General features: G+C 69.4%; 15 protein-coding genes. 12 read left to right on the top strand and 3 right to left on the bottom strand.

What is annotated here, in order from left to right; all coding sequences use genetic code 11:
* Positions 1-227 precede the first annotated feature (227 nt).
* Both AC07RV_RS22090 and AC07RV_RS22085 read right to left on the bottom strand, forming a co-directional pair.
* Positions 228-1,205: a DUF58 domain-containing protein gene (locus AC07RV_RS22090; RefSeq protein ID WP_296776777.1), complete on the bottom strand. Its 978-nt coding sequence runs from the start codon at positions 1,203-1,205 to the stop codon at positions 228-230.
* Complete coding sequence (locus AC07RV_RS22085) at positions 1,202-2,122, bottom strand: AAA family ATPase (protein WP_093356147.1); 921 nt, start codon at positions 2,120-2,122, stop codon at positions 1,202-1,204. Before AC07RV_RS22085 ends, AC07RV_RS22090 begins: the two co-directional genes overlap by 4 nt.
* A 77-nt stretch (positions 2,123-2,199) precedes the next feature.
* Between AC07RV_RS22085 and AC07RV_RS22080 the strand changes: the two genes are divergently transcribed.
* The 12 genes from AC07RV_RS22080 (at position 2,200) to cydX (ending at position 17,065) form a co-directional block, all read left to right on the top strand.
* A complete protein-coding gene (locus AC07RV_RS22080) occupies positions 2,200-3,153 on the top strand; it encodes a histone deacetylase family protein (RefSeq protein ID WP_296776780.1) in 954 nt (317 codons plus the stop codon).
* 75 nt (positions 3,154-3,228) lie between these two features.
* Positions 3,229-4,509: a mechanosensitive ion channel family protein gene (locus AC07RV_RS22075; RefSeq protein WP_296776783.1), complete on the top strand. Its 1,281-nt coding sequence runs from the start codon at positions 3,229-3,231 to the stop codon at positions 4,507-4,509.
* A gap of 136 nt (positions 4,510-4,645) precedes the next feature.
* Entirely contained in the window at positions 4,646-5,395 is a 750-nt protein-coding gene (locus AC07RV_RS22070) for an electron transfer flavoprotein subunit beta/FixA family protein (protein ID WP_203201717.1), read from the top strand.
* A gap of 14 nt (positions 5,396-5,409) precedes the next feature.
* Positions 5,410-6,342: an electron transfer flavoprotein subunit alpha/FixB family protein gene (locus AC07RV_RS22065; RefSeq protein WP_444853031.1), complete on the top strand. Its 933-nt coding sequence runs from the start codon at positions 5,410-5,412 to the stop codon at positions 6,340-6,342.
* 74 nt (positions 6,343-6,416) lie between these two features.
* On the top strand, positions 6,417-8,207 hold the full coding sequence (locus AC07RV_RS22060) for an acyl-CoA dehydrogenase (protein WP_093355775.1): 1,791 nt from the start codon (positions 6,417-6,419) through the stop codon (positions 8,205-8,207).
* A 163-nt stretch (positions 8,208-8,370) separates the two neighbouring features.
* Positions 8,371-9,333 (top strand): NAD(P)H-dependent flavin oxidoreductase, encoded by a 963-nt coding sequence (locus tag AC07RV_RS22055; RefSeq protein ID WP_296789312.1) that lies wholly within the window; start codon positions 8,371-8,373, stop codon positions 9,331-9,333.
* A 78-nt stretch (positions 9,334-9,411) separates the two neighbouring features.
* The gene (locus AC07RV_RS22050) at positions 9,412-10,533 is read left to right on the top strand and encodes an acyltransferase family protein (protein ID WP_296789385.1); all 1,122 of its coding nucleotides are present in this window, start codon (positions 9,412-9,414) and stop codon (positions 10,531-10,533) included.
* 155 nt (positions 10,534-10,688) lie between these two features.
* The gene (gene cydD / locus AC07RV_RS22045) at positions 10,689-12,374 is read left to right on the top strand and encodes a thiol reductant ABC exporter subunit CydD (RefSeq protein WP_296789314.1); all 1,686 of its coding nucleotides are present in this window, start codon (positions 10,689-10,691) and stop codon (positions 12,372-12,374) included.
* Positions 12,371-14,077: an amino acid ABC transporter ATP-binding/permease protein gene (locus tag AC07RV_RS22040; RefSeq protein WP_296789316.1), complete on the top strand. Its 1,707-nt coding sequence runs from the start codon at positions 12,371-12,373 to the stop codon at positions 14,075-14,077. Before cydD ends, AC07RV_RS22040 begins: the two co-directional genes overlap by 4 nt.
* A gap of 64 nt (positions 14,078-14,141) precedes the next feature.
* Positions 14,142-15,743, top strand: coding sequence for a cytochrome ubiquinol oxidase subunit I (locus tag AC07RV_RS22035; RefSeq protein ID WP_296789317.1), 1,602 nt, complete (start codon positions 14,142-14,144; stop codon positions 15,741-15,743).
* Positions 15,740-16,894 (top strand): cytochrome d ubiquinol oxidase subunit II, encoded by a 1,155-nt coding sequence (gene cydB / locus AC07RV_RS22030; protein ID WP_296789318.1) that lies wholly within the window; start codon positions 15,740-15,742, stop codon positions 16,892-16,894. Before AC07RV_RS22035 ends, cydB begins: the two co-directional genes overlap by 4 nt.
* Positions 16,895-16,915: 21 nt before the next feature.
* The gene (cydX, locus tag AC07RV_RS22025) at positions 16,916-17,065 is read left to right on the top strand and encodes a cytochrome bd-I oxidase subunit CydX (protein ID WP_093355792.1); all 150 of its coding nucleotides are present in this window, start codon (positions 16,916-16,918) and stop codon (positions 17,063-17,065) included.
* A 34-nt stretch (positions 17,066-17,099) separates the two neighbouring features.
* Here cydX and AC07RV_RS22020 read toward each other — a convergent pair whose 3' ends face one another.
* A complete protein-coding gene (locus AC07RV_RS22020) occupies positions 17,100-17,681 on the bottom strand; it encodes a GbsR/MarR family transcriptional regulator (RefSeq protein ID WP_093355795.1) in 582 nt (193 codons plus the stop codon).
* Between the last annotated feature and the right edge of the window lie 39 nt (positions 17,682-17,720).

The raw sequence follows: 17,720 nt of genomic DNA, 5'->3' as shown, positions 1-17,720 counted from the left end.
GCCGCAGCTGTCTGAGCGCAACGAAGTGGAGCGAGTTCTGCGGACCCCCGCTTTCTCCGAGCACCGCAGGTTGCCCGCAGCGAAGCGGAGGGACACAGACAGCGGGGTCGCCTTCTTTTGCTTACTTTTCTTGGCGAGACAAGAAAAGTAAGTCGCCCGCCGGGGCGAGACCCGGCCAACGCCCTCCGCAGGAAGAGCAAAGCCAAGAACAACCCAAACCCAGGAAGTCAACATAGAGCCAGCATCTCCAAACAAGCCCTCCGATGCGCCTCCCCTTGCGAAGGCTTCAACACCCGCCCGCCAACACGAACCCCATAGTCCACCCCCAACCGATCCGCCATCAACACCCAAGCACACAACCGAGAAACCCGTCCCTCACCATCGGCCAACCCCGTAGCCTGCGCATCCAGCCAAAGCTCCTCGCGCTGCGTCTGCTGAGCATCCCGACTAACGAACTCCTCGGACCCCGCAGCCAACGCCTGCGCCGCCTTCTTCCAAACCACCAGCTTCAACGGATCCCCCCGCCGATAAGCCCGCACCCCGTCGTACTCCCCGGCCCCCAGCGATCGCACCACAGAAGAAACAGCAGCAGCCCCAGACAACGGTTCACCGGCAGGCAAGGGCGGCGGATGCACCTCAGGCGCCGGATACACCAGCATCCGAGAAGCCGGCCGCCACACCGTCCACACACGAAAAGTGCCCAGCGGAAACCGCGTCTCCGCCGTCAACGCCGGCACCGGATGCAACCCCCTTCGCTCCGGCAGAAAAGCGATCTCCACCGTCGAACTGCCCTGCGCCGGCACATCGGTCCACGCCCATTGCCCGCTGCCCCGCACCGCCATCCCGATCCCGTAGCGCACCCCGCGCCGCGCGTTGTGCAGCACCACCCGGAACACCGCCGCGCTCCCCGCGTAATGCGCATCGGGCGGCATCAGGTGCATCGCCAGCCCGCGCAAGGTGCCGTGGCACACGTGCATGCCCACCGCCACGCTGCCCGCGAGCAGGAAGGTCAGCAGGTAGCCGAGGTTGAGCTGGTAGTTGATCGACGCCACCAGCAGCACCAGCAGCGTGAGCGCCAGGGTCCAGCCAGCGCGCGTGGGCACGATGTAGACGTTGCGCTGCGTGAGCTCGAGCGTGTCCGACGGCGGCCGGCGCGAGAGGAACCAGCCGTCGATGCGCGAGCGGATGGCGCCGACGGCGTTCACGGCAGCGGCACCGCCGCGATCATCGCCCGCACCTGCTCGACCGCGCCGCGGCCGGCATCGCCGACCGGCGTGAGGCGGTGCGCCACCGTCTGCGGCAGCACGGCCTGCACGTCGTCGGGCGCGACGTAGTGGCGGTTGGCGAGCAGGGCCTGGGCCTTGGCGGCGCGCAGCACGGCGATGCCGGCGCGCGGCGACAGGCCCTGCAGGAACCAGCGGCCCGAGCGGGTGGCGGCGATCAGGTCCTGTACGTAGTTCAAAAGCGGCTCGGCCGCGTGCACCTGCTGCACGCGCTGCTGCAGCGCGGTCAGCTCGCCGGGCGTGAGCAGCGCGGGCAGGGTGGCCAGCATCTCGCGGCGGTCGATGCCGGACAGCAGCTGGCGCTCGGCGGCGCGATCGGGGTAGCCGAGCGAGATGCGCATCAGGAAGCGGTCGAGCTGCGACTCGGGCAGCGCGAAGGTGCCGAGCTGGTCCTGCGGGTTCTGCGTGGCGATCACGAAGAAGGGGGTGGGCAGGGGGCGGGTCTCGCCCTCGATCGTGACCTGCTTCTCCTCCATCGCTTCGAGCAGCGCGCTCTGGGTCTTGGGGCTGGCGCGGTTGATCTCGTCGGCCAGCAGCACCTGCGAGAAGATCGGGCCCGGATGGAACACGAAGGCCTGCTGGCCGCGGTCGTAGATCGCCACGCCCGAGAGGTCGCCCGGCATCAGGTCGGCCGTGAACTGCACGCGCGAGAACTGCAGCCCGAAGGTGTGCGAGAGCGCATGGGCCAGGGTGGTCTTGCCGACCCCGGGCACGTCCTCGATCAACAGGTGGCCGCCGGCCAGCAGGCAGGCCACGCAGTCGCGCACCTGGGCCTCCTTGCCCACGATCACCGTGTTAAGCTGGCTCAGCAAAGTGGCAAGCTTCGCGGCAACGTCCATATTTGTATCCATATGCAAACGATACCGTAAGACCCGGCAGCCCCGCGCCGCGTGAGGTCTAGACGCGACACCGAGACATGGGCAAGACCGGTTACTTCACTCATCGCGACTGCTGGAAGCACGACATGGGCCGGGGTCATCCCGAATGCCCCGAGCGCCTCGATGCCATCGAGGACCGGCTGCTCGCCACCGGCGTCGGCGACGCGCTCGAGCGGCGCGACGTCCCGCTGGCCACGCTGCCGCAGATCACCCGGGCGCACAGCACCGAACACGTCGAATACCTCGAGGCGCTGCACCAGCGGCTGGTGGCCGACGAGCCGGTCGGCGGCCCCGACCATGCGCACATCGACCCCGACACCGCGCTCAACCGCTTCACGCTGCTGGCGGCCCGGCGCGCCGCCGGGGCGGCCATCGCCGCCACCGACGCGGTGATCGCCGGCGAAGTCGAGAACGCCTTCTGCGCCGTGCGGCCGCCCGGCCACCATGCCTGCCGCGAGCAGGCGATGGGCTTCTGCTTCCTCAACAACGTCGCGATCGCGGCGCGCCATGCGCTCGAGGTGCACGGCTTCGACCGCGTGGCCGTGGTCGACTTCGACGTGCACCACGGCAACGGCACCGAGAACATCCTGTCGGACGATCCGCGCGTGCTGATGGTCGGCTTCTTCCAGCACCCGTTCTATCCCTACAGCGGCACCGAGCATCCGGCGTCGAACATGCTCAACCTGCCGATCCCGGCCTACACCAAGGGAATGGACGTGCGCGAGATGATCGAGGCGATCTGGATGCCCCGGCTCGAGGCGTTCCGGCCGCAGATGGTGTTCGTGAGCGCGGGTTTCGATGCGCACCGGGAAGACGATCTCGGGCAGCTCGGTCTCAACGAGAACGACTTCGCCTGGATCACCGACCGCATCCGCGACGTGGCGCGCCGCCATGCGCGCGGACGCATCGTCTCGATGCTCGAGGGCGGCTACAACCTCGACGCGCTCGCGCGTAGCGTGGAAGCGCACATCCGGGTGCTGGCCGACCTCTGATCCGAAGGGCGCGGGCGCACCCCGGTGGTGCGCCGAGCGCGCCGTGTGTGGGCCCGGCCCCTTTTGCTGCAAGAGATGAACTTCAACGACTTCACCCAACGACTCGCGCAGGTCGATGCGCGCGGCATCGCCATCGAGCTGGCCGCGCTCGCCGCCTGCATCGCCCTGGCCTGGGGCATCTGCCGCTGGTTCGGGCGCGACCAGCCCAAGGACTCGATCTGGTTCGGCGAGCGCACCTTCGACGGCGTGCTGTTCCCGCTCATGGCGCTGGTGTTCGCCGAGCTCGCGCGGCGGCTGGTGGCCGAGTACCAGACCATCCTGGTGCTGCGCATCGGCGTCTCGGTGTTCCTGTCGCTGGCCGTCATCCGGCTGTTCGCGCGCGTGCTGCGCGCCGTGTTCCCGGCCTCCAACCTCGTGCGGCTGCTCGAGCGCACCATCTCGTGGCTGGCCTGGCTCGCGGCCGTGCTCTGGATCATCGGCCTGCTGCCGCCGGTGCTGGCCGAGCTCGACGACATCACGCTGGCCTTCGGCAAGACAAAGGTGAGCCTGCAGACCATCATCCAGGGCGCGCTGTCGGCCGGCCTGGTGCTGGTGATCGCGCTGTGGATCGCCTCGACGATCGAGAAGCGCATCCTGCGCGAGGCCGTCACCGACCTGTCGATGCGCAAGGTGGCGTCGAACGCGGTGCGCGCGCTGCTGCTGCTCGTGGGCCTGCTGTTCGCGTTGTCGGCGGTGGGCGTGGACCTCACGGCGCTGTCGGTGCTCGGCGGCGCGCTCGGCGTCGGCCTGGGCTTCGGCCTGCAGAAGCTGGCGGCCAACTACGTCAGCGGCTTCGTGATCCTGCTCGAGCGCTCGATCCGCATCGGCGACAACGTCAAGGTCGACACCTTCGAGGGCCGCATCACCGACATCAAGACCCGCTACACGCTGATCCGCGCCGGCAACGGCCGCGAGGCGATCGTGCCGAACGAGTCGCTGATCACCTCGCGCGTGGAGAACCTCTCGATCGCGGACCGCAAGTTCAACATCACGACCAGCATCGTGGTCGGCTACGAGAGCGACGTGGCGCAGGTGCAGGCGATCCTCTGCGATGCCGCCAAGGCCCAGTCGCGCGTGATGACCGACCCGGCGCCGGTGGCCTTCCTGATGAACTTCGCGCCCGACGGGCTGGAGTTCACGCTGAACTTCTGGGTCGCCGATCCCGACAAGGGCAAGGACAACCTGCGCTCGGCGATCAACGTCGCGATCCTCGACGGCCTGCGCGCCGCGAAGATCGACATTCCCTATCCGCAGCGCGTGCTGCGCGTCGAGTCGCTGCCGCCCGGGATTTCGCCGCCGGCGGACGCTGCTCTATAATCGAGGAAAAGCACGACCGTTCTTTTTTCGCCCCGCGGCGTGAATCGGAATCAGATCAGAGACGGCAAAGGTCGCGTCCTAGAATGACCGGTTGCTCTCGAAGCCCCCTTTTTGCAATCCCAATGGAGTCAAGTCAATGAAGGTTCTTGTGCCTGTCAAACGGGTCGTCGACTACAACGTGAAGGTGCGCGTCAAGAGCGACGGCACGGGCGTGGACATCGCCAACGTCAAGATGAGCATGAACCCCTTCGACGAGATCGCCGTCGAAGAGGCCGTGCGCCTGAAGGAGAAGGGCGTGGTGACCGAGGTCATCGCCGTCTCGTGCGGCGACGCCAAGTCGCAGGAAACCCTGCGCACCGCGATGGCCATCGGCGCCGACCGCGGCATCCTGGTCGAGACCTCGGAAGAACTGCAGCCGCTGGCCGTGGCCAAGCTGCTCAAGGCACTGGTCGACAAGGAACAGCCGCAGCTGATCATCCTCGGCAAGCAGGCCATCGACGACGATGCCAACCAGACCGGCCAGATGCTGGCCGCGCTGGCCGACCTGCCGCAAGCCACCTTCGCCTCGAAGGTCGAAGTCGCCGGTGACAAGGCCAACGTCACGCGTGAAGTCGACGGCGGCCTCGAGACCGTCTCGCTCACGCTGCCGGCCGTCATCACGACCGACCTGCGCCTGAACGAGCCGCGCTACGTGACGCTGCCCAACATCATGAAGGCCAAGAAGAAGCAGCTCGACACCTTCAAGCCCGAGGACCTCGGCGTGGACGTCAAGCCGCGGCTGAAGACGCTGAAGGTCTCGGAACCGCCGAAGCGCGGCGCCGGCATCAAGGTGCCCGACGTGGCGACCCTGGTGGACAAGCTGAAGAACGAAGCCAAAGTGATCTGAGGAAGACAACGAACATGACCGCACTCGTCATTGCCGAACACGACCACGCCAGCATCAAGCCGGCCACCCTCAACACCGTGACCGCCGCGCTCGCCTGCGGTGGCGACGTCCACGTGCTCGTGGCCGGTGCCAATGCGGCCGAAGCCGCCAAGGCCGCTGCCCAGATCGCTGGCGTCACCAAGGTCATCGCGGCCGACAGCCCGAGCCTCGCCGAGAACCTCGCTGAGAACGTCGCCGCCCAGGTGCTGGCCATCGCCGGCAACTACAGCCACATCCTGTTCCCCTCGACGGCCAACGGCAAGAACGTCGCGCCGCGCGTGGCCGCCAAGCTCGACGTCGCGCAGATCAGCGACATCACCAAGGTCGATAGCCCCGACACCTTCGAACGTCCGATCTACGCGGGCAATGCCATCGCCACCGTGCAGAGCAGCGATGCGACCAAGGTCATCACCGTTCGCACCACCGGCTTCGACGCAGCCGCCGCCACCGGTGGCAGCGCAACGGTCGAAACCGCCGAAGGCGTGGCCGACAGCGGCAAGAGCAGCTTCGTGGGCCGCGAGGTCACGAAGAGCGAGCGCCCCGAACTGACGGCCGCCAAGATCATCGTCTCGGGTGGCCGTGCGCTGGGCAGCGCCGAGAAGTTCACCGAAGTGATGGCCCCGCTGGCCGACAAGCTCAACGCGGGCCTGGGCGCCAGCCGCGCCGCCGTCGACGCGGGCTATGCGCCCAACGACTGGCAGGTGGGCCAGACCGGCAAGATCGTCGCGCCGCAGCTGTACATCGCCGCGGGCATCTCGGGCGCCATCCAGCATCTGGCCGGCATGAAGGACTCCAAGGTGATCGTGGCGATCAACAAGGACGAGGAAGCGCCGATCTTCTCGGTGGCCGACTACGGCCTCGTGGCCGACCTGTTCACGGCCGTGCCGGAACTGGTCAAGGCGCTCTGATCGCGCCATTGCATTGAGCCAGAGGGCATCGTTCGCGATGCCCTTTTCACATCCGCAGTATCGGGAGACATGAGATGAGCTACACCGCCCCCCTCAAGGACATGCTGTTCGACATCGAGCACCTGGCCAACATCGGCGAGATCGCCAGGCTGCCCGGCTTCGAGGACGCCGGCCTCGAGACCGCACAGGCCGTGCTCGAGGAATGCGCGCGCTTCAACCAGGACGTGATCGCGCCGCTCAACGTCGCGGGCGACCGCAATCCCTCGTCGTTCAAGGACGGCGAGGTCACGACCACGGCCGGCTTCAAGGAAGCCTTCGCGCAGTACGTGTCGGGCGGCTGGCAGGGCCTGCAGCATCCGGCCGACTTCGGCGGCCAGGGCCTGCCCAAGACCATCGGCGCGGCCTGCGGCGAGATGCTCAATTCGGCCAACATGAGCTTCGCGCTGTGCCCGCTGCTGAGCGACGGCGCCATCGAGGCGCTGCTGACCGCGGGCTCCGACGAACTCAAGGCCACCTACCTCGAGAAACTTGTGAGCGGCCAGTGGACCGGCACGATGAACCTCACCGAGCCGCAGGCCGGCAGCGACCTCGCGCTGGTGCGCAGCCGCGCCGAGCCGCAGCCCGACGGCAGCTACAAGGTCTTCGGCACCAAGATCTTCATCACCTACGGCGAGCACGACATGGCCGAGAACATCGTGCACCTCGTGCTGGCGCGCGTGAGCGGCGCGCCCGAGGGCGTGAAGGGCATCAGCCTGTTCGTGGTGCCGAAGTTCCTGCTGAACGCCGACGGTTCGCCGGGTGCGCGCAACGACGTGCACTGCGTGAGCATCGAGCACAAGATGGGCATCAAGGCCTCGCCGACCGCGGTGCTGCAGTACGGCGACCACGGCGGTGCCGTCGGCTATCTCGTGGGCCAGGAGAACCGCGGCCTCGAGTACATGTTCATCATGATGAACTCGGCCCGCTACGCGGTGGGCATGCAGGGCATCGCGATCGCCGAGCGCGCCTACCAGCATGCCGTGGCCTACGCCAGGGAGCGCGTGCAGAGCCGCCCGGTCGATGGCTCGATCAACGCCAGCGCGGCGATCATCCATCACCCCGACGTGAAGCGCATGCTGATGACCATGCGTGCCTACACCGAAGGCTGCCGCGCGATGGCCAGCGTGGCCGCCGCGGCCTACGACGCCGCGCACCACCATCCCGATGCCGACGCGCGCAAGCAGAACCAGGCCTTCTACGAATTCATGGTGCCGCTGGTCAAGGGCTACAGCACCGAGATGAGCCTCGAGGTGACCTCGCTGGGCGTGCAGGTGCACGGCGGCATGGGCTTCATCGAGGAGACCGGCGCGGCGCAGTACTACCGCGACGCGAAGATCCTCACGATCTACGAAGGCACGACCGCGATCCAGGCCAACGACCTCGTGGGCCGCAAGACCGCGCGCGACGGCGGCCAGACCGCCAAGGCCATCGCCGCGCAGATCGAGAAGACCGAGGCCGAGCTCGCGAAGAACGACAGCGCCGCCGCCAAGGCCGTGCTCAAGCGCCTGAAGGCCGCGCGCGAGGCCTTCGTCGAGGTGGTGGATTTCGTCGCGGGCCAGACCAAGGCCTCGCCCAACGCGGTGTTCGCGGGCAGCGTGCCCTACCTGATGCTCGCGGGCAACCTGGTGGCCGGCTGGCAGCTCGCGCGTTCGCTGATCGTGGCGCAGGACCAGGCCTCGCACAACGTCGACGTCGACTTCATGCAGGCCAAGATCACGACCGCGCGCTTCTATGCCGAGCACATCCTCGCGAAGGCGCCGGGCCTGCGCGACAGCATCGTCGACGGCGCCGAGAGCGTGAACGCATTGGCGCTCGAAGCTTTCTGAAATACGGGCAGCCGAACGCAGAAGTCGCGAAGGTTACGCAGAAGTCGCGCAAGCAAAACCAAAATTTGTCTTCGGCTTCTTCTGCGACTTCCGCGCAGTTTTTGTCTTCCTTCCGCGTTCGGCTGTCCGCTCCCGCATTCCACAACTTCCAGAGACAAGCAACATGTCCAAGCTCCCTCCCGTGCTCGCGAACCTACCGCTGCCGATCATCGGTTCGCCGCTGTTCATCATCAGCAACCCCAAGCTCGTGATCGCGCAATGCAAGGCCGGCGTGGTCGGCTCGATGCCGGCGCTCAACGCGCGGCCCGCGGCGCAGCTCGAGGAGTGGCTGATCGAGATCACCGAGGAGCTCGCGGCCTACAACAAGGCCAACCCCGACAAACCCGCCGCGCCCTTCGCCATCAACCAGATCGTGCACAAGAGCAACGACCGCCTCGAGCACGACATGGAGATGGTCGTGAAGTACAAGGTGCCGATCGTCATCACCTCGCTGGGCGCGCGCACCGACGTCAACGACGCGGTCCACAGCTACGGCGGCGTGACCTTGCACGACGTGATCAACAACAAGTTCGCGCAGAAGGCGATCGAGAAGGGCGCCGACGGCATCGTCGCGGTGGCGGCCGGTGCCGGCGGCCATGCGGGCATCAAGAGCCCGTTCGCGCTGATCCAGGAAATCCGCCAGTGGTTCGACGGCCCGATCGCGCTGTCGGGCGCTATCGCCACCGGCGGCGCGGTGCTCGCGGCGCAGGCCATGGGCGCCGACTTCGCCTACATCGGCACCGCCTTCATCGCCACCGAGGAAGCGCGCGCGAGCGATGCCTACAAGCAGGCCATCGTCGAAGGCACTTCGGACGACATCGTCTACTCGAGCCTGTTCACCGGCGTGCACGGCAACTACCTCGCGCCCAGCATCGTCAACGCCGGCATGGACCCGACGAACCTGCCCGAGGGCGACGTGAAGACCATGAGCTTCTCGGGCGGCGATGGCAGCAAGGCCAAGGCCTGGAAGGACATCTGGGGCTCGGGCCAGGGCATCGGCGCGATCAGCGAGGTGTCGAGCGCCGGCGTCTTCATCGAGAAGCTCAAGCGCGAATACCAGGAGGCTCGCCAGCGGCTCGCGCTTTGAGAACACGTTCCTAGCGTGAACGACCTGCCGGCCCCGGCGGCGAGTGCCGCGCCTGCTCCCGCCGCGCGGCGGGAGCGCATGCCGCTGCTCGACGCGGCCAAGGGGCTCGCCTGCGCGGTGATCGTCGGGCATCACCTGTCGCGCTACGGACCGATGCCCGCGGGCGCGTTGTCGCTCGCGCCCGATTTCCTCGGCTGGCTGGCCAGCGACGGGCGGCTCGCGGTGCAGATCTTCCTGGTGATCGCCGGCTTCCTGGCCGCGGCCAGCCTCGCGCCCGACGGGCTGCTGCGCATCGACCGCCCGCTGGTGCGCATCGTGCAGCGCTACGGCCGGCTGGTGATGCCCTACCTCGCCGCGCTCACCGTCTGCGTGCTGGTGGCGGCCGCGGTGCGGCCCTGGCTCGATGCCGACCTCGTGCCGGCCTCGCCGAGCATCGGCCAGTTGCTCGCGCACGGGCTGCTGCTGCAGGACCTGCTGGGCTACGAGGCTCTGTCCACCGGCGTCTGGTACGTGGCGATCGACTTCCAGCTGTTCGCGCTGGCGCTCACGCTGATCGGCCTGCCGGCGCTGCTTGCGCCCTCGGCCGACCAGGCACGCCGGCCCGGCGAAGCCGCGCGCCGGCGCTGGCTCGCGGTGCTGCTGGTGCTCGGCGTGGCCGTCGCGTCGCTGGCGCTGTTCAACCGCGATGCCGAACTCGACGACACCGCCTTCTATTTCTTCGGCGCCTACGGCCTCGGCATGCTGGTGTTCTGGATCGGCCGCGCCACGCGCGCGAGCACCTGGCAGAGCGCGGTCGCCTTGCTGCTGCTGGTGGGCACGGGCGCGCTGGCGCTCGAATGGCGCAGCCGCATCGCGACCGCGCTGGTCACGGCGCTGCTGATCGCGGTGGCACAGCGGCGGCAGTGGCTGTCGCCGCCGCGCTGGCCGCTGGCGGCGGTCGCGCTGCAGCGGCTGGGGCGCATGTCCTATTCGCTGTTCCTGATCCACTTCCCGGTGCTGCTCGCGGTGAATGCCGCGGTGGTGCGGCTCGGGCCGCATGCGCCCTGGGTCGACGGGCTCGGCATGCTCGCGACCTTCGGCCTGTCGATCGCCGCGGCCGCGCTCTTGTACCGCTGGGTCGAGACCCGGCCGGCCTCGTGGCGCGCCGTCGCCGCGCTGTTCGCGGGGCTGCTGATCAGCGGCATCGTCGTCTCGCACTGAGATCCCGCCGGCCATTGCGGCCGCACGCGTTCCTTCGTTGACTTGCGCCCGCCCGGCGAAGCGGGCAGGCTTCGCCGTGCTCGCTGTCCGGTCAGGTTTTCGGTATCATTGTGGAAATTTCAGTAAATACTGAAAATTCACGAAATCAAAAACAGATGAACCCTTCCGCCCACCGTCGACCCCTGCGTGCCCTGGCCCGGCCGGAGATCGGCGGCGTGGTGCAGGGCGCGGCGGCCTTGTTGTGGCTGCCTCAGGCGGCCTTGCTGGCCTGGGCGGTGCAGGCGCTGGCCGATGGCGGCGGGCTGGCCGCGGTGCTGTGGCCGGCGCTCGGCATCCTCCTGTTCGGCTGGCTGCGTGCCGCCTGCGAAGCCTGGGGCGCGCGGCGCACCTTCGGTCGGGCACGCGCTCGGCTCTCGGACTTGCGCGCCCAGGCCGCGGAAGCACTGGCCGGTGCCTCGCCACTCGACCGCGGCCGTGTGCCCTCGGGCCTGGCCGCGAGCGCGCTGGCCGAGCAGGCCGAGGCGCTGGTGCCGTACCTCGTGCGCTACCAGCCCGCGCGCTGGCGCGCCACCGTGGTACCGCTCGCAATCCTCGCGGCGGTCGCGAGCCAGACCTGGGTGGCGGCGCTGGTGCTGCTGTTCGCGGCGCCGCTGATCCCGCTGTTCATGGCCATCGTCGGCTGGCGCGCCAAGGCGGCCAGCGAGGCGCAGATGGTGCAGATGGGCGGCATGAACGCCTTCCTGCTCGATCGCCTGCGCGGCCTCGCGACCCTGCGCGCGCTCGGCGCGGTCGATGCCACGGCGGCGCGGCTCGCCGACTCGGCGCAGTCGCTGCGCGAACGCACCATGGCCGTGCTGCGCATCGCCTTCCTGTCCTCGGCCGTGCTCGAGCTGTTCTCGGCGCTGGGCGTGGCGATGGTGGCGGTCTACGTCGGCTTCCACCTGCTGGGCACGCTGGGCTTCGGCACCTGGAACGGGCCGCTGAGCCTGGGCCAGGGCCTGTTCGTGCTGCTGCTCGCTCCGGCCTTCTTCGAACCGCTGCGTGAGCTCTCGGCCGTGTGGCACGACCGCGCGGCGGGCGAGGCCGCGCTCGAGGCGCTCGAGGGCCTGCGGCGCGAGGCGCTGCCGCTGCCGGGCGCCCACGCGCCGGACGTGCACGTGGTCTCGATGCAGCCTTCGAACGCCGCGCCCTCGGTGGTCGTGCACGACCTGCACTTCGCCTGGCCCGGCGAATCGCGCCACGTGTTCGAAGGCTGCGAGCTGCGCGTCGCCGCGGGCGAGCACATCGCGCTGGCCGGCGCCAGCGGTGCCGGCAAGACCGCGCTGCTGTCGCTGCTCGCGGGCCTGGTGCCGGCGCAGCAGGGCGAGATCCTGATCGGCGGCGTGCCGATGAACGACCGCACCGCCGCCGCGCTGCGCGCGCGCATCGGCTGGATGGGCCAGAGGCCGCACGTGTTCGCGGGCCCTGTCGCCGCCAATGTCGCACTGGGCCGCGCGCTCGACGCGGGCAGCGTCGAGGCCGCGATGCGCTTCGCGCAGCTCGAGCATGTCGCGCAGGCGCATCCGGGCGCGGCGCTGGGCGAGGGCGGCCTGGGCCTGTCGGGCGGCGAGGCCGTGCGCCTCGCGCTGGCGCGCATCGCGGTCCATCCGCAGGCCGACCTGCTGCTGGTCGACGAGCCCACCGCCCACCTCGACACCGAGACCGCGCGGCGCGTGGCCGATGCGCTGCTCGCGCTCGCGCAGGGCCGCACCATGATCGTCGCCACGCACGATCCCGCGCTGGCCGCGCGCCTGGACCGCGTCGTGCAGCTCGGCGCCGATGCCGCGGAGAAAGCCGCATGAAGCCGAACACGCACCGTCACGCCGGCGAATTGCGCCTGGTGCTGCGCCCCTTCTTCGCGGCCCAGTCGCGCGCCTTGCGCTGGGGCGCGCTGCTGGCCGCCGTGACCGTGCTCACGGGCATGGCGTTGCTCGGGCTCTCGGGCTGGTTCATCACCGCCACCGCGCTCGCGGGCCTGCATGCGGCCACGGCCTTCACCTTCGACGTGTTCGCGCCCTCGGCCGGCATCCGGCTGCTGGCGCTGGGCCGCACCGCCTCGCGCTACGGCGAGCGGCTGGTCACGCACGACGCCACCTTCGGCGCGCTGGCCGCGCTGCGCGTGCGGCTGTTCCGCGGCTGGGCGCGGGCCGAGGCGGCGCGCGCGCTGGCGCTGCGTCCGGCGCGCCTCTTGTTCCGGCTCACGAGCGACATCGATGCGCTCGAATCGCTCTATCTGCGCCTGCTGGTGCCCGCCGCCGCCGCACTCGGCGCCGCGTTGCTGGCCGGCGTGGTGCTCGGCACGATGCAGGCCGCGATGGGCGCGGCGCTCGCGGCCTGGCTCGTGGCCGTGGGCTGGGGCCTGGCCTTCGCGGTGTCGCGTCGCGCGCGGCGTCCGGCCTTGCGGCGCGCGCGCGCCATCGAGACGCTGCGCGAGCGCGCGGCCGACCTGGTGGCCGGCCAGACCGAACTCGCGATGGCGGGCCGACTCGACGCGCAGCGCGAGGCACTGGCCGCGGCCGACCACCGGCTGGCGCGCGCCGACCTCGCGCTCAACCGCCTCGAGAGCACGGCCGGCCTGGCCTATGGCGGCGCGGGCACGCTCACGCTGGTGGCCGTGCTGCTCGCGGTGGCGGCGCTGGTGGGCGAGGGCGCGATCGGCGCACCCGCTGCCGCGCTCGCGCTGCTCGTGGCGCTCACCGCGCTCGAACCCTTCGCGGCCCTGCGCCGCGGCGCGCTCGACGCGGGCCGCACCTGGCTCGCGGTGCGTCGCCTGGCACCCCGCATGGCGCAGGACGATGCGCCCACCACGCCACGGCTTCCGGAAGACGCATCGCTCGCGCTGCGCCTCACGGCCATCGACGCCTTCCATCGCGCCAGTACCGTGCCCGCCCTCGAAGACTTGTCGTTGACCATCGCCGAAGGCGAGCGCGTCGCCATCGTCGGCCCGAGCGGCAGCGGCAAGTCCACGCTGCTCTCGGTGATCGCGGGCGAACTCGCGCCGCGCCGAGGCGAGGTGGCCGCGCTGCCCTGCTGCCTGCTGACCCAGCGCACCGAACTGTTCGAGGACACGCTGCGCGACAACCTGCGGCTGGCCGATCCCGCCGCCGCCGACGACCAGCTGTGGGCCGTGCTGCAGGCCGCGGGCCTGGCCGACGACGTGCGCGACCTGTCGGCCGGCCTGTCCACGCGCCTCGGCGAAGGCGGCCTCGGCCTCTCGGGCGGCCAGTCGCGCCGCCTCGCGCTCGCGCGCTTCTTCCTGCGCCCGGTGCCGCTGTGGCTGCTCGACGAGCCCACCGAGGCGCTCGATGCCGCGGTCGCGCACGACGTGCTGCAGCGCCTCGCGCGCCATGCCGAGGGCCGCACGCTCGTGATCGCCACCCACCTGCGCCGCGAGGCCGCGCTCGCCGACCGGCTGCTGCGCATCGAGGACGGCCGCATCGCCGCCGACCTGCGGCGCGGCAGCGAGGCCTTCGAGCACGCGCTGCGGCAACTGCGCGCCGATTGAACGACACCGAAGCAACGCCAACCACTCCACCACGAAGAACACAGGGAACACAAAGGAAGCCATCATGGATCTCGACATCGTCGCCTTGTCGCGACTTCAATTCGCCGTCACGGCGCTCTACCACTTCCTCTTCGTCCCGTTGACGCTGGGCCTCTCGGTCGTCATCGCGATCATGGAGACCGTCTACGTCATGACTGGCCGCGTGATCTGGCGCGACATGACGAAATTCTGGGGCGTGCTGTTCGGCATCAACTTCGCGATGGGCGTCGCCACCGGCGTGGTGATGGAGTTCCAGTTCGGCATGAACTGGAGCTACTACAGCCACTACGTCGGAGACATCTTCGGCGCGCCGCTGGCCATCGAGGGCCTGATGGCCTTCTTCATGGAGGCGACCTTCGTCGGCCTGTTCTTCTTCGGCTGGGACCGGCTCTCCAAGGTCGGCCACCTCGCCACCACCTGGGCCGTGGCCATCGGTTCCAACTTCTCGGCGCTGTGGATCCTGATCGCCAACGGCTGGATGCAGAACCCGGTGGGCGCGGCCTTCAATCCGCAGACCATGCGCATGGAGGTCACCGATTTCGCCGCCGTGCTGACCAACCCGGTGGCGCAGGCCAAGTTCGTGCACACGGTGTCGGCCGGCTATGTCTGCGCGGCGGTGTTCGTGCTCGGCATCTCGGCCTGGTACCTGCTCAAGGGCCGCCACATCGAACTCGCCAAGCGCTCGATGACGGTGGCCGCCTCCTTCGGCCTCGCGGCCTCGCTGTCGGTGGTGGTGCTGGGCGACGAGAGCGGCTACCTCTCGACCGAGCATCAGAAGATGAAGCTCGCGGCCATCGAGGCCATGTGGGAGACCCAGCCCGCGCCCGCGGCCTTCACCGCCTTCGGCTTCCCCGACCAGGCCGCGCGCGAGACCCACTACGCGATCCACATCCCGGGCGTGATGGGGCTGATCGGCACGCGCTCGCTCACCACCGTGATCCCGGGCATCGACGAGCTCGTGAAGCGCGCCGAGGCGCGCATCCGCGAGGGCATCAAGGCCTACGACGCGCTGCAGAAGATTCGCGAGGCCGGCGGCAAGCCGGTCACGCAGGGCGTGCGCGACGCCTTCGAGAACAACGGCGTCGACATGGGCTATGCGCTGCTGCTCAAGCGCTACGTGGACGATCCGCGCCGGGCCACCGACGAGCAGATCGCCAAGGCGGCCTGGGACACGGTGCCGCAGGTGGCGCCGCTGTTCTGGCTGTTCCGCATCATGGTGGGCATCGGCATGCTGCTGATCCTTCTGACCGGCACCTTCTTCGTGCTGTCCGCGCGCCGCACGCTGGACCGCCACCGCTGGCTGCTCAAGGCCGCGGTGATCGCGATCCCGCTGCCATGGATCGCCGCCGAGGCCGGCTGGCTGGTGGCCGAGTTCGGCCGCCAGCCCTGGGTGATCGAGGGCGTGCTGCCGACCGCGGTGGCGGTCTCGAACATCGGCATCAAGTCGGTGCTGTTCACGCTCGCGGGCTTCGTCGCCATCTACACCGTGCTGCTGGTCATCGAGCTCAAGCTGATGGTCAAGGCGATCCGCAAGGGGCCGGTCGCCGAGCACTCGCCCGACGAGGGCGATGCGCGTTCGCACGTTCCGCCCGCCCACGCCGTTTCGACCACCGGGAGCGCCGCATGATCCTCCACACACTCCTCGACTACGACACCCTGCGCTTCATCTGGTGGGCGCTGATCGGCGTGCTGCTGGTCGGCTTCGCCGTCACCGACGGCTTCGACCTCGGCAGCGGCATGCTGCTGCCGTTCGCGGCGCGCAACGACGTCGAGCGCCGGCTCGTCATCAACAGCGTGGGCCCGGTCTGGGAAGGCAACCAGGTCTGGCTGATCCTCGGCGGCGGCGCCGTGTTCGCGGCCTGGCCGCAGCTCTACGCCGTCTCGTTCTCGGGCTTCTACCTCGCGATGTTCGTCGTGCTCTCGGCGCTGATCCTGCGGCCCGTGGCCTTCAAGTTCCGCAGCAAGCGCGAGTCGCCGCAATGGCGCGCGCGCTGGGACGGCGTGCTGTTCTTCAGCGGCCTGGTGCCCGCGCTGATCTTCGGCGTGGCGGTGGGCAACGTGCTGCAGGGGGTGCCGTTCCGCTTCGCGACCGACATGCACATCCACTACGACGGCAGCTTCCTCGGCCTGCTGAACCCCTTCGCGCTGCTGTGCGGGCTGGTGTCGGTGGCGATGATGGCGATGCACGGCGCGGCCTGGCTGCAGCTGAAGACCGCCGGCCCCGTGGCCGAGCGCTCGCGCCGCTACGGCATGGTCGCGGCCGCCGCCACCATCGTGCTCTATGCGGCGGCGGGCTTCTGGATGGCCTCGGCCGTCGGTGGCTACCGTATCACCAGCGTGGTCGATACCGTGGGGCCGTCGAATCCGCTGCTCAAGTCGGTCGAGCTGCAGGCCGGTGCCTGGTTCGCGAACTACGCGGCCCACCCCTGGACCCTGGCCGCGCCGGTGGCCGGCTTCGCGGGCGCGCTGCTGGCGCTGGGCGGGCTCGCGCTGCGGCGCGAACTGCTCGCGCTGCTGGCCGGCGCGCTCGGCATCGCCGGCATCATCCTGAGCGTGGGCGCCTCGATGTTCCCGTTCATCCTGCCGTCCTCGATCGATCCGCGCGCCAGCCTCACCGTGTGGGACTCGTCCTCGAGCCACCTCACGCTGTTCATCATGCTGGTGGTCACGGCCATCTTCATCCCGCTGATCGTGGCCTACACGACCTGGGTCTACCACGTGCTGTGGGGCAAGGTCGACGAGAAGGCGATCCGCGAGGAACGCGGTCACGCGTACTGATTGCAAGGAAGGAAAAGAACGATGTGGTACTTCGCCTGGATCCTCGGCCTGCCGCTGGCGGCCGCCTTCGCGGTGCTCAATGCGATGTGGTTCGAGCTGATGGCCGACGACGCCGTCCGCAAGGAGAAATTCGAGATGCCTGAAACGCCGGAGGGGCAGGAGCGTCTGTGAGGGGGTGAGGCCGTCCGCATGCGACGGCCTTCGCTCAGGCGTCCGGCTTCTTTCGCTTCGCCGCCCCGCCCGTGATGCGGTCCTTGAGCGTCAGCACCCGCGTCACCGTCGCGCCCATGCCCATGAGCTGCATCGCGGTCTCGGGCGACAACCGCTGCACGTCGTCGAACCACTTCATCAGCCGGTCGATCAGGTCGTGCATCTCGCGCATGCGCTCCTGCGCATGGCGCTCGGCCTCGCTGTGGGGCGATTCGAGCAGGGCGTTGCGCAGCATCGAGAGCGTGGGCTCGATCTCGCGGCGGCGGCGCTCCTCGGCCAGCACGCGGAAGATCTCCCACACGTCCGACGGGGCCTCGAAGTATTCGCGCCGGTCGCCGGGCTGGTGGCGCAGGCGCACCAGGCGCCAGGCCTGCAGCTCCTTGAGGCCCATGCTCACGTTGGAGCGCGAGAACTCCAGCAGCTCGGCGATCTCGTCGGCATTGAGCGGGCGCTCCGAGAGAAAGATCAGCGCGTAGATCTGGCCGACGGTGCGGTTGATGCCCCACTTGCTGCCCATCTCGCCGAAATGGGCGACGAACTGGCGGTTGAGCGGGGGCAGGTCGGAGGTGGGAGGCATGGGGCGATTGTCGCCCGGGCCTTGCGGTGGTTCCGGAAC

The sequence above is a fragment of the Variovorax sp. GW821-FHT09B01 genome (genome assembly GCF_059418345.1).
The sequence above is the reverse complement of the archived record's forward strand: the minus strand, read 5'-3'. Positions and strand labels throughout refer to the sequence as shown.

Bases quoted from the DNA above. Each gene is read 5' to 3' on its own strand.
- AC07RV_RS22020 (WP_093355795.1), bottom strand. From the start codon at position 17,681: ATGCCTCCCACCTCCGACCTGCCCCCGCTCAACCGCCAGTTCGTCGCC.
- cydB (WP_296789318.1), top strand. From the start codon at position 15,740: ATGATCCTCCACACACTCCTCGACTACGACACCCTGCGCTTCATCTGG.
- AC07RV_RS22050 (WP_296789385.1), top strand. From the start codon at position 9,412: ATGCCGCTGCTCGACGCGGCCAAGGGGCTCGCCTGCGCGGTGATCGTC.
- AC07RV_RS22085 (WP_093356147.1), bottom strand. From the start codon at position 2,122: ATGGACGTTGCCGCGAAGCTTGCCACTTTGCTGAGCCAGCTTAACACG.
- AC07RV_RS22035 (WP_296789317.1), top strand. From the start codon at position 14,142: ATGGATCTCGACATCGTCGCCTTGTCGCGACTTCAATTCGCCGTCACG.
- AC07RV_RS22040 (WP_296789316.1), top strand. From the start codon at position 12,371: ATGAAGCCGAACACGCACCGTCACGCCGGCGAATTGCGCCTGGTGCTG.
- AC07RV_RS22065 (WP_444853031.1), top strand. From the start codon at position 5,410: ATGACCGCACTCGTCATTGCCGAACACGACCACGCCAGCATCAAGCCG.
- AC07RV_RS22075 (WP_296776783.1), top strand. From the start codon at position 3,229: ATGAACTTCAACGACTTCACCCAACGACTCGCGCAGGTCGATGCGCGC.
- AC07RV_RS22060 (WP_093355775.1), top strand. From the start codon at position 6,417: ATGAGCTACACCGCCCCCCTCAAGGACATGCTGTTCGACATCGAGCAC.
- AC07RV_RS22070 (WP_203201717.1), top strand. From the start codon at position 4,646: ATGAAGGTTCTTGTGCCTGTCAAACGGGTCGTCGACTACAACGTGAAG.
- AC07RV_RS22080 (WP_296776780.1), top strand. From the start codon at position 2,200: ATGGGCAAGACCGGTTACTTCACTCATCGCGACTGCTGGAAGCACGAC.
- AC07RV_RS22055 (WP_296789312.1), top strand. From the start codon at position 8,371: ATGTCCAAGCTCCCTCCCGTGCTCGCGAACCTACCGCTGCCGATCATC.
- cydD (WP_296789314.1), top strand. From the start codon at position 10,689: ATGAACCCTTCCGCCCACCGTCGACCCCTGCGTGCCCTGGCCCGGCCG.
- cydX (WP_093355792.1), top strand. From the start codon at position 16,916: ATGTGGTACTTCGCCTGGATCCTCGGCCTGCCGCTGGCGGCCGCCTTC.